Genomic DNA, 17,720 nt, shown 5'->3' with positions numbered 1-17,720 from the left:
GGCCTAGAATAAGGAGGGCAGGCATGGTCCAGCATTGCGCGGAACGTGGCATTGAACGGCCAGCAGGCAATATCTGTGATATCATGATCAAATCAGGGTATGTTTGCACCAGTCAGGTTGTCATGGCCAGGGCACCTGGGCACGGCTGTTCTGTGAGAATGCTGCGAATTCTGCCCTCAATCTGCCGGACAGTCCCCGTTCAGGGATGGCCTGATTAATGTCATATCCGACGCCATGCCGGTTATTGACCGGCTTTTCCTGACACGGTTTTGGAATGGGGCCCGATGCGGGACAACTGGCAACAGATATCGTGATGGGACGGAAAGTGGTCATGGATGCTGCCCTGTTCCGTTTCCCCTGTTTTGCAGATGGCAAATCAATCCGCCTGATCGACGGATTTTGAAAAAAAGGGAAAACCATCGCAGGCCGCCTGTCCCCGCGTTGACGCGGTGCAGCATCCCCCGTAAAAGTCCGCGTCCCAGACCCGCGAAGCCCAAACCGGCGTAGCCTTTGATCTAGCGCCGGAGGCGCCGCCTTACCATGTCCATGACTTTTGCCGATCTTTCCCTGACGCCGCTCCTGCTCAATGCATTGGCTGAGGAAGGGTACACCAACCCTACCCCCATTCAGGCCCGGTCGATCCCATTGCTGCTGGAAGGCCGCGACCTGCTGGGCATGGCCCAGACCGGCACGGGCAAGACCGCCGCTTTTGCACTGCCCCTGCTGCACCGTCTTGCCGCAACACCGCGCCCGGCCCCCACAGGGGGCGCCCGCGTGCTGGTGCTGGCCCCCACGCGCGAACTGGTTTCGCAGATCGCCGATGGTTTCGAAAGCTTCGGTCGCCAGATGCAGCCCAGCGTGACAACGATTTTTGGCGGTGTCAGCCAGTTTCACCAGATTAATGCGCTCCGGGCTGGCGTGGACATCATCGTGGCCACGCCAGGACGGTTGCTGGATCTGATCGATCAGGGCCTGTGCGATCTGTCACAGCTTGAGGCATTAGTGCTGGACGAAGCCGACCAGATGCTCGATATGGGTTTTGCCAAGCCGATCGAACGTATTGTCGCGGCACTGCCGGAAGATCGGCACACATTGCTGTTTTCGGCAACGATGCCGAAATCCATCACCACACTGGCCGAGCGCCTGCTGCGCGATCCGGCAAAGGTCGAGATTACCCCACCCTCGACCACCGTTGACCGGATCGAGCAATCGGTCATGTTTGTCGATGCAGCCGACAAGAAGGCAGCCCTGCTGGAACTGCTACGGACGCCAGGGATGGGTCAGGCCGTGGTCTTTACCCTGCAGAAGAATATTGCCAACGAGGTCTGTGCCTTCATCACCGCGGCAGGCATCACGGCGGAAGCCCTGCACGGCAACAGGTCGCAGGGCCAGCGCGAACGTGCGCTGGATGCCTTCCGCTCTGGCGCGGCACAGGTTCTGGTGGCGACGGATATCGCAGCACGTGGCATTGACGTCGATACGGTGACGCATGTTTTCAACCACGATCTGCCCAGCCTGCCGGAAAGCTATGTTCACCGCATAGGCCGCACCGGCCGTGCTGGCCGCACCGGTTTCGCCATAACACTGTGCGATGCCGAACAGCGTGCCTGGCTACGTGATGTGGAGCGCGAAATCGGCCGCACCCTGACCGTGCAGGCCGACCACCCATGGCATTCGGAAGCGGCACGGAATTCGACCATGCGTGCCCCCGTACTGGGCGGTGGGCCGGTCAAGCAGGTCAAACCGCAGAAAAAGCGTGAGCGGAAAGTCTGGACCGAGGAAGAAAAGAACGCGGCCCGGGCCGCCGCCAGAGCTGCCGCAGAAACAGCCTGATCCCACAGCACAGGCGGGATGTGTTCATGAAGGGTTGGCCTGTCCCACAGCGTCCGCCCGGTTCCTGCAATACTGCCGTGACAAATATCCCGTGAAATGCCGGAAGGCCGCATTGAACGCGCATCCTGGCAGGTATTGCACCCGGATCATCGACCTGCATCCGCGCATCAGATAATGCATGCCGGTCTGGCTGATCCTTCGGTCAGCCTGCCACACAGGCCCGGAAACCGCACGACGTTCGGCCGCAGGGATACCCCCTGCGCCTCCCGTCAGGACTCCTGACGGGTGCCGGTCTGATTGCCGATATTTGTATAGAACGTCCCGGATCGAAGCGCGCTTTCAATCTGTTCAAGTGTGGTTCCTGCCGTTTCAGGCACATATTTCCACACAAACACAAAGGCTGCCACGTTTATGAAACCGAACAGCCAGAAGGTACCTGTCGTGCCCAGCGCCTCAACCAGCGATAACGTGACAAGGGAGACGATCGTGTCGGACACCCACACCGTCGCACTTGCCATCCCCATCGCCTTGCTACGGACAAACAGGGGAAAGACTTCGGCAGCGATCAGCCACACGGCCACGGATAGAGAGCCGAAATTAAAGAAGATATAGCCCAGAAGGGACACGACCATAAGGATCAGCCGCACCCCCGCGAGCGGTGCGGAACTGAGGAATACAGCCCCCAGCACAAACAGGGACAGGGCCGCCACCGGCAGCATGTACAGCATCATGCGCCGACGGCCGATGCGGTCTATCAACGCAATCCCCATTGCCGTTGTGATTGTGGACGTAACACCGACCGAAACCGATGTCAGCAATGCTGCCGAATGACCAAGCCCGGCCTGCGACAGGATGATGGGCGCGTAATAGACAATGACATTGGGGCCGGATAGCTGCGAGAAAGCCGCAATCCCAAGTGCTGCGACAAGAGCAGGCCGTATCCAGCGCTGTTTCAGACTGAACCTGCTGGCCCCGGCGGCTTCCCCCGCATCGACTGTCAGGACGTCATCCAGTTCCTGCCGCACGATATCCTTATGCCCGCGTAGTCTATACAGGATCGAGACGGCACGGCGTTCATGTTCATGATGCAGCAGCCAGCGTGGACTTTCGGGCAGGAAGAACATGCCAAGGGCAAGCAGAATGGCCGGAATGGCGCCAAGCATGAACATCGCGCGCCATGACCCGGCACCGCCGGACAGTTCGTATCCCACGAAAAACGCCAGAAGCAGGCCCAGTGAAAACACAAGCTGGAACAGCGACACCAGCCCCCCACGTCGGGATGCCGGGGCCAGTTCGGCCACATAGACCGGCACGATCTGCGTAGTAGCGCCAATCGCTACCCCCAGCCATAGACGCGCAAAAATCAGGGTGCCGACATTGGGGGCAAGCCCGCACCCCAGCGATGCCGCGATGAATATGCCGGCAGCCACCATGATGGCAGGCCGACGTCCCCACCGGTCCGATACGGGACCACTCAGCAGCGCGCCAAAAATCGCCCCGATGTTCAGGGCTGCCGCCACCCACTCCTGCCCCGCCGTAGACAGTGAAAATGTCTGTGTCACAAAAATCAGGGCGGAGGCGATGATCCCGGTATCATACCCGAACAGCAGGCCACCCACCGCGGCAACCGCGGCGGCAATGGACACATACCGGCGTGCGGAAAGGGTCTGGTCCCCCTGATGCACCATGGCCGCAAGGGCGGACAGGGCGCGTTCATGGGTGTGGTAACGGGATAGGTCCTGAATGTTCGGTGTAGTGGGCATCCCGGCATTTCCTTTCCCTTGTGGCCAAGAAGAACCGTTGGTCAGCCCGCATCGGACGCGCCAAAAATATCGCGCAGGGTCTGCGTCATCACGCCTGCATCAAGCGTTTTTCCAAGCCATAGCTCCACACCGATCACGCCCTGATTGACCAGCATGCCCAGACCATCAAGCGGCGTGCAGCCGCGTTCGCGGGCTTCACGCAGGAACCGTGTCATGGGGGGATTGGGAATGACATCTGCCACGATCTGGCCCTTTACCAGCGTGTCGAGGTCAATTTCAGGCATGGCCAGAGCATCACCAAGGCCAACCGATGTAGCGTTGATGACAATGTCCGTGCCGTCGGGAATGCGGGCCTTTCCCGACCATGGGCAACCGGTTGCGTCACTTCCGGTATTGTCGCGCACCAGGGCCGCAATGGTTTCGGCTTTTGCCGCGTCACGGTTGACCACCGTTATGCAGGCAGCGCCAGCCAGGCCCAGTTCCACAGCAATGGCGCGCGCTGCCCCGCCGGCGCCAAGCATGAAAACCTTCTTGCCCGCCGGATCAACCACATCCCTGAGGGAGGCAAGAAAACCCTTGCCATCGGTATTGTTGCCAACCAGCCTGCCATCACGGATGGCGACACAGTTCACCGCGCCAATAATCCGCGCGGCTTCTGCCAGTTCATCCAGATGGTCGATAACCGCCACCTTATGCGGCAGGGAGCAGTTGAAACCTGCCCATTCCATGGCAACCGCCCCCTTTACAGCCGCTGCCAGATGCGCGGCCTTGACGTCACAATTGATATAGCGCGCATCGATTCCAGCATGGCGGTATGCCGCCTCGATCATGGCAACGGTCGGATTATCGGCGCAGGGCGTGGAAAACGAACCGGTAAGAATGCTGCGGAAATTCTGGTTGCTCATACGGCGTTCCTGACGGATGAAGGATCGGGTTGCATAGCTATGCAAAACAAGACGCTTTTCCCCGTGGGTGCAAGCCCTAATTCAGTCAATCGGTGATGGCTGTGCTACCGCGTTCGATCAACTGCGCGTCAACAACATGGGTGCGTGAAAGGGGCGTGCCTTTTGCCACAAGGGCTTCATCCAGCAGTTCCATGGCGCGCGTGACCATCAGTTCCGTATGCTGATCGAAAGATGTCAGGTCATAGCTACGCCATGCGGCCTGCGGAATGTTATCATATCCCAAAATGATGACATCGTGCGGGCAGCGCAGGCCCATACGTTCGCGCAGGGCATCAATCGCGCCACAGGCCATCATGTCGTTACTGGAAAAAATACCGTTCGGCTGGATGCCCTGTCTGTGCAGGCTGGTGATGGCGTCGTACCCGCTGCCGTATGTATCATCACCCTGTAATCGGGTCAGTGCGGTCGCGGGAATACCTGCTTCACCCAGTCCCCGGCAGAACCCTTCGCCACGTGCGCGGGAGGCTGCATTCTTGGCAGGACCTGCCAGCCAGACCGGGCGCGCCACACCCCATGCCGCCATAAGGCGCGCGGCAATGACCCCTGCCCCGTGATTGTTGGAATTGACCGTTGATATCCACGGCCCCACCAGTGACGAGTTGAAGCAGACAACCGGGATCTGAAGTTGGGACAATGCCCGGGCCACCGTTTTAGACCCGATCGCAAGCGATGTGACGACGGCATCGATCCGGTAACTCAGCAACTGATCCAGCGCGCTATCAAGGGTCAGGGCGTCATCCACATGCATGAGCAGCACCTGCAGGCCGCTTGAACGCAATGCGGTCGCCAGGCGTTCAAGCGCCGTGGCATAGAACGGGTTTTCCAGTCCACCAATCACCACGCCCACCATGTATGACCGACCCGATAGCATGATGGCCGGAATACGGTTGGGCCGGTAACCAAGGCTGGCTGCTGCGGCCAGTACTTTCTGCTTGGTGCGCGATGAAATGCTGGCATCGGGAGAAAACGCACGCGATACAGCCGATTGGGATACGCCGGCCAGTCGGGCGACATCAATGGACGTAACGGCACGAATGGTGGCTCACTCCCGCATATCATGTTTCATGACAGGTCTACCCCATGCGTATCTGTAACGCCATGCTGACAGCAGGGCCCATGACCGTAATTGCCATATCCTGCACGATATCCGTAGTCGACATACAGTCAAAGCATCGGGATTGCACCACATGGGCGCCGCGCCCCCCGGATCCGGTCATTCGTGGGCGATGCCCTGCCATTTGCCGACCATTCGTTCAGGCACGCAATCGAATGGTCAATCACGCAACAAGGGACGGACCGCATGGCATCTATCCAATCGTGCGGCTGCGTCCGGCCAATGTCGCAAAAACTGCAGCCAGAATGCTCGATCCCATCAGTAGCCACAATGGAGCGATCCAGCCACCTGTTGCATCATGAAGCAGACCGACCAGCAATGGTCCAGTCGCTGCGCCCGAATACCCGATGAACTGCGCCATCCCCGACAAGGCAGCCGCCTGATGATGGTCACGCGTACGAAGGCCAAACAGGGAGAGGCTTGTAACCATGGCAATACCCGCCCCGAAACCGGCACAGGTGAGCCATAACAGTGAAAGATCGGGCATGAACGCCAGCCCTCCCGTACCGATCAGCAGCAGGAGCCCGCAACTGAATCCCAGTAATTTCTGATCGCTCAACCGCCGGATGACAGGGGCGCTGCCCAGGTTGGTCGCAACGGCCACCACCTGAAAAACAAGCAGCATGAAACCGGCGGAAGACAGGGATATTCCCCGACTGGCCGCATATGATGCAAACCAGTCCACCAGCGAATAGAACACAAGGGAATGAAAAGCGAAGAAAAGAGATACCTGCCAGCCAACCGGATGACGCCACGGTGAAACAAAGGCGCTGCCACCGGTAATGGCTGAAGACACGTAATGCTGCCGGACGCGGAACTGCGGCATCCATACAAAAAGCGCCACAAGTGCAGGCAACGCCCAGATTCCGATCGCACCCTGCCAGCCCAGACCAGACATATGCGCAACGGGTTCGGCCAGCCCGGCCGAAAGACCGGCCATGCCCGCCATGGCGGCAGCATAAAGACCGACAAGACCTGCGGCATGCGTTGGAAAATCACGCTTCACCAGGCCGGGCAGCAGGACATTAGCAAAAGCGATACCGGAACTGAGGACTATGGTACCGAACCACAAAGCCCCCGGCATCGCTATGGAGCGGATGACCGTGCCAAGCGCGATGCCAAGTAACGCCATGCCAAGAATTCGCTCAAGACCGTGTCGCCGTCCCACGATCGGAGCCACGGGTGAAAGCAGGGCAAAGATCAGCAACGGCAGGGAATTCAGCAGTCCCGCAGTCGTATCATTGAAACCAAGATCATGCTGGATGGCGGGTAGTACCGGCCCCAGACCTGTAATGGGCGCACGAAGATTGGCACCGATAAGGACAATACCGAAATAAAGCCCGGAACGCCCCACGTCAGGAAAACCGGTAGATGAATCTGGGTTCTGCACGTTAACATCCTGCATGTGCCGTCCCTGCCAATTATGGCAGATAACAACAGAAATGCGTTGGTTGACGTTAACGCTTACGCGGGACGCACGGCATATGCTTTCCCGTCTGGCATTGGCCCATACGCGTCCTTCAACGTGGCGTCAACCTGCCTGATTGCAACCAGCCCGTCATTGACGGCATGCCAGTGGGACCGGCTGGTCATATACGCCAGCCCCTGTTGGTGTCCCGGTTTCCCAAACAGACAAAAGATATCAGTGCCAGAAAAGCTCGGTATCGCGGAAAACTTTCCATGCAGATGCAAGGGAGCGAAGCGCATGGCGCTGACGTTTATCATTCCAGCGCGCAAATATGCCCACAACCGGTGCGATCTCCAGATGCGTTTCGCCAAGTGTGCCGATCAAAGTCGCAGCGACAGTCGCGTCATTGATCTCCCCCAGATGCCGCAGCAGCTTCTTACATCGCTTCACGTAGGTTTTCACGGCATGGGCAGGATAAAGAGCAGAGAAATAATTGACGCCATAGCGCAGTTTCTTAAGCGATTTGCGCAGGGCATGCCGTTCTTGCGGTGAAAGTCCGCGGATATGCTTTCCCCTGCCCTTTACCCTGCGCGCCAGGCGATCAAGCCGCTTTGGCACAATATGGGATAGGGAAACCGCCTGACCGTCTTTCCCACCGGGAAAAGCAGTCTCTTCAATCCAGGCGGCAAGGGAAAGTATCAGCGTTGTCAGGGCTGGTGTTTCCAGTTCCCGACGAAGCTGTTGATGGGCAGCCGTTCTTTTTTCCTGGGCCACATCAGTCAGCATGCGGATCAGATCGCCCTCGTCATGCGTCGCGAAGGCTGCGGGCAGTGTTTGCAGACACAATACATCCCAGTCACGTGCTTCACCCAGTTCACGCCCGATGCGCCGCAATTCAGACTGAAACAGATTCAGAACAGAACGATCCTGATCCTTATACGCGATCATCTGAAGCATGGTGCGTAACTGACGGATGGCTACCCGCATCTGATGTATACCTTCGGGATCGCCAGCCTCGGCTGCGGGCTGATTATTGATCAACGTATTCAGGCCAGACCGGATCAGGATGCTGAAACCGTCAGCAAGCGTTATTTTCCCGCTCAGCAGGGGCCGACCGTTCCGCACGGAGACTGCTGGTGCACCGGTCAGAAGACGATAGCCGCGTTCAGCTTTTGTAAGGACGCCAAGCCGCAGGGGAACAACAGCCTGCAACGCCAGCGCCAGATCGTAAAGAACCCTTACCGGCCCCTCCCTGATCTCCAGTTCCAGTTCCCGCACCATGTCGCGCGCACTACCGGCCCGAACGCAGCCTTCATCAATGGCGGCCTCCACCAATGCTCTCTCGTGCCGGAATATATGCGTAGTGCGGTGCACATCCGATACCCATACGGGTAGCAGTTTTTCCTGCAAGGCGGTTATCTGCGGTCCGAAAGGGGTCTCTGATAGCACAGACAGGTCAGGCCGATCTGATTTGATGACCCATTCCCACTCCCTGCGATCCAACGCCAGTTGATTTCCTTCTCCAGTTGCTTTCAGGGTCTGGATGCGCTGCCTGCCTGCACGTCTGATACGTAGCGACAGCCCGGACTGCCTTAACAACAGATCCGGACTGTCATAATAGGTTGTGACAAGATGCTTCTTACAACCCTTCTCCCCATTTATTGCAGCAAAATGCCGGTCAAGCAGGGCATGGGCCTGATCCGTGAAAAGCAGCTTCAGTTCGGTTTCCCGCGGAGGGATCATATCCTTTCCAGACATTTTTCTTTCATACGATCCATCACAAGATCGTTCCCTCTGGTTCAGGTTCTTTTCGCAAGATAAAACGCCCGTCCCGCACTCAGGCAACACTATAGTGGCGTTTTTTAACAAAAGTGACGCATGTAAAAATCCCCGCGAACATGTCCATATGGGCCTTCGCGCGAACAGGGACGCTCTGCCTCCGTTCGGCCAGCAGATTATTTACAATACGATATCTTAACCATCTTCTGCTGACCAGACGGCGCAGGATACCACAAAAGACGTAGGAATGGGGGCCGAATATGACATTCCTGGCCATATATATTTATTAATATATCTACCTAAACCAGATATCACATTTCCCGTTAAAAGGGACAGGAGGCAGGTTTATCCGGAGGATCGAATCTTGATGTCGCACGCTTCAGCCATTTGTTACGCAAATCATGGGCCGCGGACAGCGTATCGCTCTTATGCCGGGCTGACATCAGACTCTGTTTGTTCTTTCCCATTACGTGCTCACACACGCTGGCATGCGCTTCGTACAGTTCCGATATGATACTGACCAGTCCACTTCTGTCATCCGCACCAATACGTTGATTTACTTTTTTAAATTCGATCAGCATCACGGCATGGTCTTCAAGGAAAAGCCCGCTAAAGGATGGTGACATCTGCGACATATGTGGCCGAACAACAGAAATATAATCCGCAGGCAGCATATCTCCTGCAAATTCCATGGCAAACCGGGATGCCACCAGAACGTACTGCAGATCACGTGCAAGGGTATTTACTTTTTTTAGATCAGGTTCACTGGAAATATTCCGGCAACATAGAAGAATACCCTGGATCAGGATAAAAAAAATCTGATGCCCTATTTTCCATCGGTTAAGAATGAGAGGCGGAGATATATTATTTCTTTCCGAACCGGGTCCCAACTGGGATGATGCAGTGCTGATCCGTTGAAATATATCATGATATGGTTGTTCCATATCATGATCATGGTATGACAGAACCCATTTCAGAACTGTGTACATTCCATCAATAATACTACGTGACTGATCGGTATTGTATAACCATTCAGCCTGTTTGATGCCAAGGAATGCAGACATTACAATAATGCACGATGCGCCCAGCATATCGATGGGACTGACATCCATGTTAACACGCGCAATACCAAAATACCTGTCAAACATACCATGGTCGGCTTTACGCTGGGCATCAGGCACTTTGTATTCATTCAGGTCCAGCGCATAGGGCCCATACACCATATCAGCAGCACGGTGCGGGCAGGTATCCATTACTGCCCCAGCAGCATATCGGGACAGACTGTTTACGTATTGCACAAGATAGGGACCAAATTCACGGTCCACCCATATGTTTCCATGCAAAAGATTCCTGGGCATGGGAAGAAAGATATGCTCATGCTTCACGGGCTTCATCCTTTATTTTATTATGTCGCGCATTACTTTTTTCATCAAACGGAATAAAATTATTGATATTTTACCTTATTATATAAGATGCAACCGGACAAAACGGATCAGGTTATGAATGAACGGATCACGCATGATGTCATAATGATCAGCATCGAATACTTCCGTAACGGTTTTCCCTTTCAGAACCCGTGCCCAGCCATATGGCGCACACCGCAGGATGGTCGTGCGAAGGTGCAACAGCCCATTGGTCAGCCGTGACTGGGGACGGCAGATCGCAATAATCGTACGGCCATTATAAATACGCGGGGTCCAGTCGGCTTCTGCCCGGACAAGGGCTACCGCCATTTCACGATAGGCCACAGGTATCCACTCCGGCAGGTCCCGCTGCCGGATACAGTTACGGGCTTTCTGGTATCCTGATTTCACGAATGTATGGGCAGCGCGCCTGTAACGACGTAACCAGTTTCGAACATCTACCGCGATATGCTGCGTCCGTGGATCAATCAATATCAACGTTACCATGCAGCCACTATTTTCCAGTGTACAGGCAATATCTATCGCTGGAATTGCCCCGGCGGAATATGCCGCCAGTATATATGGACCAACCGGCTGCAGTTTCCGCATTTCAGTTACATAAGCGGATGTCAGTTTGGCCAGAACGGGCCGTTTGATCAGTTCAGCCTCCAGCGGGACCGCTGACAGCCCATAAATCGGACGGTCATCCTGGAAATGCCGGGCAAAGGTAAGAAAGCTGAGGGGGCGACCGAAAACATCAGGAAGGCAGAATATGGGCGTTCTATCCCCACCCGCCTGCAGCACCGTAATATGGCCCGGAACCTTCTCCTGTCGTTGCACGATGGGGGCAAGGGCCTGAGCGTTGCGTCCATGGTACAGCAACGAAGCTGGAATGACATGCCCCAGCAGTTCCTCCAGCCGTATGGCGGCCTGCTCAGCCAGAAGGGAATCTCCGCCATGATCAAAAAAGTCGTCGCACTGAGTCAGGAATGGCTGCTGAAGAATATCGCGGAATACGCCGACAACCACTTCTTCCACCGGACGCAGGACGTTACCGGAACTTACGATATCCTGCATTTCATCCACTTCCATTGCGGTCAGTGCTGCACGGTCGATTTTCCCCACTGGGCTTAATGGCAGATGATCCAGAACCGTCAGCCGTGTGGGCAGCATGTAATCAGGCAACATCGTGCGCAGCGCGCGTCGTACCTGCGCCAGTGTCACGGACTGATCCGACACGACAAAGGCTGCAAGATGTTCAGTTCTTTCTTCTCGTTCGACCGCAATGACCGCAGCCGCATGAACATCCGGAATACGCGCCAGCGCGGATTCCACTTCATCCAGTTCAATACGATATCCACGAAATTTTATCAGCCGTCCGCATCGTCCCAAGAACAACAGATTGCCATCTTCCATTTCCCGCACAAGATCGCCAGTACGGTACATCCTTCCTTCCGGCACGAATGGATCAGACACAAAACGTTCAGCCGTCAGTCCGGGCTGGTTCAGATATTCAATGGCAAGTAATGGGCCGCCGATGAACAGTTCTCCCATTTCGCCGCGCGTGACCGGTTTCCCGTCCTGATCCATTACATATAATCGTGCATCAGCTATGGCCTTGCCAATGGGCGGATCAACACGAATATCGCGTGGCACATGAGCAATTGTAGTACAGATGGTTGCTTCGGTCGGACCGTAATGATTCCTGACCGCCCGAACGGATGATTTTGCATAAATCTCCCGTGCCAGTATCGCCGTCAGCTTTTCACCGCCAACGCTGATGACACGAACGGAATCAGGAATACGGCGTGCCTGAGCCAGCAAAGCAAAAGCTGAAGGAACACCATTCAGCCATGTGGGCATTTCAGTTGGTGCAAAGGGTTCAAGAAGATCACGCTTCAGCAGAACGGTGCCACCAACACTGAGGGGCAGGAATATTTCCAGTATTGAAGGATCAAAACAGATTGAGGTTGTTACCGCACCACATGCCAGATCTTCAGGCCTGAATGTTTCCGCCAGACTTTCAATAACCGCGCTTGCAGTATGGCGCAGCACGACCCCTTTTGGACGACCTGTTGATCCTGATGTATAGAAAATACAGGCCAGATCTATGTTGTTTGCGCTTTCATCCAGGGGCGTTGTACTCCATGCATTGATCATTCCCGCCTCGACATCCAGTGCCAGACGCCATCCAGAAAAATCTGGAGTAACAAATAGCCTGGATTGCGTAACCAGAAGCGGAGGAACACAGTCTGCAAGCATCATTGCAATGCGTTCGGCAGGATAGGCAGGATCAAGGGGAATGTATGCCCCACCGGCTTTCATAACGGCCAGAATGGTTATGATTAATTCAGGTGAACGTTCCAGACATATCGCCACCAATGTCCCGGCACGGACACCACGACCACGTAAATGTCGGGCCAACTGATTGGACCGTTCTTCCAGATCCCGGTAACACAACACCTGATCATTATACACAAGTGCGGTACAATCAGGACGAATACTGACCTGCCTGACAAATAAATGATGAATTCTCTGTACTGTCTGTTGCTGAAACTCTTTATCAATTACAGCCAGACTGGAGGATTTGATATGAGATGGCATGGCGCATAAGACTCCATGGAAGAATTCGTGGGCCGAATTTCCTTTGCAAACCAGAAACATGATATATGTTTCTGTACAGTATCAATTATTCTTTTATAATCGATTGGCACATCATGGCGCCATGGATAGATATGCGTGCATTTTGTAAAAATGCGTCATATATATTATCGAATTATTTTTAAAAAAATTGATATATGAAATATATATTTGTATTTTATTTTATAATAAGATATACCCAGCCGTACTATATGCAGAATATATTGTCGAATAAACAATTCCTGCGCAGAAAATTTTACACCATGATCTGTCTGGATATGAATTCCCCTATACGCTGCATCCCGTTTTATAAAAAAGAATGGCATGGTACGATTTCCCACTCAAAAGAGAGTATGAGTTTTCTTCGGTAGAATCACGGAAAATGAAAAGCCTTGCAAAAAACGCTGACATTTTCATTCGGTTTCCGGAGTAATTCAAAATGTTTCAAATTTCATGGACGTACTTTCCACAATCCATGCCAACCATCAAGTATTACCATCAACAAAAAAATCATGTTAGTGAAATAAATATGTAATAAAATTTTTTAGAACTTCATTGGGAAGATGACTCATTCATCATGAAAGCATATAATATTCATCATCTTTATTGGTAATTTGTCGTGAAGTTTATTAATACAATATTATCAGAACGTAAGCATCATCCCGTTAAATTCTTTGGCTTACATAACGAATGGCACCATCGTGGATAGCGAACCAGAACGCATGCAACATGTCAGGGCCTGTTAGGCCGTGATATAGCCTGCTGTAGCCGCAGTGAGGATGACGGAGTGCCGCACGTGGATGACCGGCGGGTTCTGAGCAGGATTGTTTATGTCATCCAAAACGGGTTTCAGTGGAAAGATGCTCCGAATGGGTACGGCCCTCACAAGACCTGATACAACTGGTTCATCCGGTGGAGCCGCCTGGGTGTCTTTGACAGACTGGTCGTTCGACGTGTCTGTTGATCGATGTCCCCCTAACGCGGTTCTTTTCTGCACCAGGATGAGTGCATGAACGATGCCAGTCCTGCATCAATTCATGCAAAGTTTAATTATAACCTGTTTCTACCCGCTGCGTTAGCTTCGGCACGGGACCAGACGCGGTCATAAACAGCCGGTACGACCCGGCCTGACCATTACCGCAGCGGCCCCCTTAATTAAGGGAGAAAATAGGGTGACATGACAAGAGGGCCAACTACAAGCCCCGTCGCTACGCATCTGTCAATCGCCACTGGCGACATCGCGCGCCATACACCACGCAGTGCCATATACTGCAGCCTCTGCTTACTTCTTTTCACTATCACAGCGATCGATTATGGGAATTATGTAATATTCGGGATTACAGATTGACGCTGGCTGCCATATGGCCTTTGTAAAGGCGCTACCTGCTACCGATCAGAATATCAATGCCACACAATGGGCCTTGCGCTGCTGAACACACCAGAAGAATACAAGCAGGCCAGTGCCATCAATATTTTGTATTTCTTCTGAAAATACCGTAAAATATGGCCGATCCCATATACAGTGGTAATCGCGACATTGTTGGCTGCAGACCGATCGGAGGCAGTGGGGCACGATTTACAACTACCGGAACTGGAGCGTAAGAAACGGGGCAAAGAGAATGTTGTCCAACCTATCCCTCCCCTTGCACCTGGCGGACTACGCCGGATACTGGCATACGTGGCAAAACAGTATGTTCGGGTTGTCCTACCTACAATGACAATAAAAACAAGGCGCATCTAAATGAATTACAAAAGGCCAACGGTCGATATTGTTAGTATCGGGCTGGGCTGGTCCTGTCCCGTGATGACGGCGAAACTGACACGCACGGGGCTAAAAGCTGTTGCGATCGAACGGAATACATGGTGCGACACCCTCACCAACTTTCCAACCATTCGTGACCCCGATAAACTCGGTTGTTTCGTAAGTAAGGATATCCTGAATACCCCGGAAACGGAAACTTACGTCTTACATAACAAGAATATGCAGACCATATCCATGCGCGATTACCGCAGCAAGACGCTGAACAACAACGTCGGTGGGCGGCCACCATGCCCCCGAACAGTCTGCTCAATATCGTCCTACGGAACACCGGAGGCTCAATGACGGCCGCCAACCTTACCGGGGCAGCGATATCGACCTTTGCCTGGAAGCCGTACGATGACCAGATTGCGGGCGCCCTGACCTATATCTGCAACAGCATGGACAACGCAGCCCCTGCGGTCATGCCTGCCAATATCAGTAGGCCCGGCAAGGCCACCGGAGCCGAGCGGTCGCTCCGGCGCTGACTATGCTGTCCCTCTTTCCTGTCCAATTCCGGGCACCAGGGGAAAGAAATACCATCGACTATTCTTTTCTGTGCTGAGAAACAGCCAGAACAGGTACCGTTCCTTACCCATCATATATCAGATCAGGAAGACCTCTCATGCTTGGAATTGGAGTTCTGGGCTGCGGCCGTATTGGCGCCATGCATGCCGCCAATATTGCAGCCCACCCCAGGGCACATGTCGCGGCAGTATATGATATCAACCCTGCTGCGGCGCAGGCGGTATCCGACGAAACCGGCGCCCCCGTAATGGCATCCGCAGCCGAGGTGTTTACCTCGCCCGACGTGGATGCGGTGTTGATCGCAACCGCAACCGATACCCATGCCGACCTGCTGGAACAGGCAATCGCGGCGGGCAAGCCCGTGCTATGTGAAAAACCGATTGACCTCAGTCTTGCGCGGGTAGATCGTTGTGCCGCAGCCATCGCGCATACGACCCTGCCGGTCCAGATCGGGTTCGTGCGACGGTTTGACCCCGGCCATAGGGCAGTATTCGAAGCCGTTCGTGACGGCACGATCGGGGAACTGCATCAGCTTATCATCACCTCACGCGATCCTGGTTTCCCGCCGGAAGCCTATCTGGAAAAGTCAGGTGGGATCCTGCGGGACATGACAATCCATGATTTTGACATGGCCCGCTACATTCTGGGTCAGGAACCCACCAGGGTATTTGCCGTGGGATCGCGTCTGATCGCGCCGAACCTTATGAACGCGCTGGATGACGAGGACACCATCACGGTCGTGATGACCACGGCTTCGGGCAAACAGGCGATCCTTATCAATTCACGTGAGGCGACATATGGCTATGACCAGCGGGTCGAAGCCTTTGGCAGTCTGGGCATGGCGGTTTCCGAAAACCGTCGCCCCCATCATATGGTGCTGTCTGGCAGCACGTTCACCGACCACGCGGCGCCCCTGCTGAACTTTTTCATCGAGCGCTACCGTGAGGCGTTCGATGCGGAGATTGATGCCTTTGTCGATGCTGTGGAAAATGGCAGCCCCGTTGGCGTTAGCTACAATGACGGCAGACAGGCGCTGGTCCTTGCCGAAGCCGCGCTGAAATCGCTGCAGGACGGACGCATCGTCGATGTAAGTGAAATAGGATAACAATATTCAGGCCATGCGGCCGGGACTGCATGGCCAATTCTGCCTGTATCCGCATTTTCAGTCGATGAGGAACGTCTAGAGGGTGTTATGCACCGTGAGCGAGTATAGCGGCGTTTCTGAGCATGAAGCATGCGAAAGCGACGACATGGAGACTTGCGAGCGTTGAAGCGTAGCGCTCGTAATCCTTGACGAGTCTGCGGCATCGTGTGGCCCATGCGAAAGACCGTTCTACGACCCATCGGCGCGGCAGCAAGACAAAGCCGCGCTTGGCCTCGGGCAGTTTAACGACCTCAAGGGCGATACCGTGGGCCCGCGCTGCCTCGGCCGGCTTCTCGCCGGTGTATCCCTGATCGACATAGGCCAGTTCGACACTCTCGTCCGTCACTTCCTGAATGGCAGCGGCGAGGCGTCCGACTGCGGCGCGATCGTCCCGGTTGGCTGGCGTGACGTGCAGGGCCAGCAGATGGCCAAACGTGTCCACGGCCATATGCAGTTTCGAGCCCTTTTTGCGTTTCGCCCCATCATATCCGGCGCGCGGTCCGCTCTCCGGTGTCGAACGCAAGGTTCGGCTGTCGAGGATGGCCGCCGTGGGTTCCGCCTTGCGGCCGGAGGCCATGCGCAGCACAGCCCGCAGGTCAGACGCCAGTGCTTCGAAGCAGCCTGCCTCCATCCAGCGACGGGATTGCTGATAGACCGCCGACCAGGGCGGCAGATCGTTCGGCATGGCGCGCCAGGCAATTCCGTAGCGGATCACGTAGCGCAATCCGTTGAACAGTTCGCGCAAATCATGCCGCCGCTGCTCCGCGTCCTCTCGCATCAGAACCAGATACGGGACAACCAACGACCATTCTTCGTCTGATACGTCAGAGGGATACGGCTTCCGAACTTGCGTCATTCAGCATTACTGAACCAATCACGCACGAAAGTACATAACACCCTCTAGGCTCAGAACTCATAGCCAGAACATGACGGTTGCTGCGAGGCAGATGGCAGAGAAGAAGACAGTTGGACATCTATCGTAGCGTGTTACGACACGCCGCCAGTCCTTGAGACGTCCAAACATGATCTCGATCCGGTTTCGGCGTTTGTATTTTTTCTTGTCGTATGGGACGGGTTTGCTGCGGGATTTCCTGCCAGAAATAGAGGGCTTTATTCCCTTCTCTTCCAGGGCATCCCGAAATCAGTCGGCGTCATACCCACGATCGGTCAGCATCCACTATGCGACGGGAAGGCTATCGAGAAGGGCTGCGGCTCCCGTGTAATCGCTCACAGGCCCTGCCGTCATGAAGAAGCTGAGCGGTGTGCCTGAGACTGTGTAGAATTTTGTGCGGTGCCATTTTTTCAGGCCATTGGGAACCGCTCATCGAACATGATAGCGAGCTGG

General features: G+C 54.8%; 13 protein-coding genes and 2 pseudogenes. 5 read left to right on the top strand and 10 right to left on the bottom strand.

The window, feature by feature from the left end:
- The first annotated feature begins 540 nt into the window (after positions 1-540).
- A complete protein-coding gene (locus MSKU9_RS04005; protein WP_141260049.1) occupies positions 541-1,833 on the top strand; it encodes a DEAD/DEAH box helicase in 1,293 nt (430 codons plus the stop codon).
- Positions 1,834-2,102: 269 nt separating this feature from the next.
- On the opposite strand, the gene MSKU9_RS04000 is transcribed toward MSKU9_RS04005, so the two are convergent.
- The 8 genes from MSKU9_RS04000 to MSKU9_RS03970 form a co-directional block, all read right to left on the bottom strand.
- The gene (locus MSKU9_RS04000) at positions 2,103-3,596 is read right to left on the bottom strand and encodes a sugar porter family MFS transporter (RefSeq protein ID WP_141260048.1); all 1,494 of its coding nucleotides are present in this window, start codon (positions 3,594-3,596) and stop codon (positions 2,103-2,105) included.
- A gap of 41 nt (positions 3,597-3,637) precedes the next feature.
- Positions 3,638-4,501: a shikimate dehydrogenase gene (aroE, locus tag MSKU9_RS03995; protein WP_141260047.1), complete on the bottom strand. Its 864-nt coding sequence runs from the start codon at positions 4,499-4,501 to the stop codon at positions 3,638-3,640.
- Between the two features lie 85 nt (positions 4,502-4,586).
- Positions 4,587-5,564, bottom strand: coding sequence for a LacI family DNA-binding transcriptional regulator (locus MSKU9_RS03990; protein ID WP_227002372.1), 978 nt, complete (start codon positions 5,562-5,564; stop codon positions 4,587-4,589).
- 304 nt (positions 5,565-5,868) lie between these two features.
- Positions 5,869-7,065 carry an MFS transporter gene (locus MSKU9_RS03985; RefSeq protein WP_227002368.1) on the bottom strand — a complete coding sequence of 399 codons (1,197 nt, stop codon included), beginning with the start codon at positions 7,063-7,065 and terminating at the stop codon, positions 5,869-5,871.
- 74 nt (positions 7,066-7,139) lie between these two features.
- On the bottom strand, positions 7,140-7,268 hold the full coding sequence (locus tag MSKU9_RS18740; protein WP_264371837.1) for a hypothetical protein: 129 nt from the start codon (positions 7,266-7,268) through the stop codon (positions 7,140-7,142).
- A gap of 49 nt (positions 7,269-7,317) precedes the next feature.
- Positions 7,318-8,826: a CYTH and CHAD domain-containing protein gene (locus MSKU9_RS03980; RefSeq protein ID WP_227002367.1), complete on the bottom strand. Its 1,509-nt coding sequence runs from the start codon at positions 8,824-8,826 to the stop codon at positions 7,318-7,320.
- 359 nt (positions 8,827-9,185) lie between these two features.
- Complete coding sequence (locus tag MSKU9_RS03975) at positions 9,186-10,247, bottom strand: hypothetical protein (RefSeq protein WP_141260044.1); 1,062 nt, start codon at positions 10,245-10,247, stop codon at positions 9,186-9,188.
- Between the two features lie 78 nt (positions 10,248-10,325).
- Positions 10,326-12,869, bottom strand: coding sequence for an amino acid adenylation domain-containing protein (locus MSKU9_RS03970; protein WP_162515720.1), 2,544 nt, complete (start codon positions 12,867-12,869; stop codon positions 10,326-10,328).
- Positions 12,870-13,689: 820 nt separating this feature from the next.
- Between MSKU9_RS03970 and MSKU9_RS03965 the strand changes: the two are divergent.
- The 4 genes and pseudogenes from MSKU9_RS03965 to iolG all read left to right on the top strand — a co-directional run.
- A pseudogene (locus tag MSKU9_RS03965) lies at positions 13,690-13,797 on the top strand (transposase); the annotation flags it as partial.
- Between the two features lie 849 nt (positions 13,798-14,646).
- Positions 14,647-15,009: a hypothetical protein gene (locus MSKU9_RS18505; RefSeq protein ID WP_141260042.1), complete on the top strand. Its 363-nt coding sequence runs from the start codon at positions 14,647-14,649 to the stop codon at positions 15,007-15,009.
- Positions 15,006-15,191 (top strand): hypothetical protein, encoded by a 186-nt coding sequence (locus MSKU9_RS03955; protein ID WP_141260041.1) that lies wholly within the window; start codon positions 15,006-15,008, stop codon positions 15,189-15,191. Before MSKU9_RS18505 ends, MSKU9_RS03955 begins: the two co-directional genes overlap by 4 nt.
- A gap of 137 nt (positions 15,192-15,328) precedes the next feature.
- Positions 15,329-16,336, top strand: a complete 1,008-nt coding sequence (gene iolG, locus MSKU9_RS03950) for an inositol 2-dehydrogenase (protein WP_141260040.1) — start codon at positions 15,329-15,331, stop codon at positions 16,334-16,336.
- 85 nt (positions 16,337-16,421) lie between these two features.
- Here iolG and MSKU9_RS03945 read toward each other — a convergent pair whose 3' ends face one another.
- Complete coding sequence (locus tag MSKU9_RS03945; RefSeq protein WP_141260039.1) at positions 16,422-17,231, bottom strand: IS5 family transposase; 810 nt, start codon at positions 17,229-17,231, stop codon at positions 16,422-16,424.
- A gap of 57 nt (positions 17,232-17,288) precedes the next feature.
- A pseudogene (locus MSKU9_RS03940) lies at positions 17,289-17,636 on the bottom strand (transposase); the annotation flags it as partial.
- Between the last annotated feature and the right edge of the window lie 84 nt (positions 17,637-17,720).

The sequence above is a fragment of the Komagataeibacter diospyri genome (assembly GCF_006538165.1).
Lineage (GTDB): Bacteria > Pseudomonadota > Alphaproteobacteria > Acetobacterales > Acetobacteraceae > Komagataeibacter > Komagataeibacter diospyri.
Note: the sequence above shows the minus strand (reverse complement) of the source record. Positions and strands in the feature narration are given on the sequence as shown.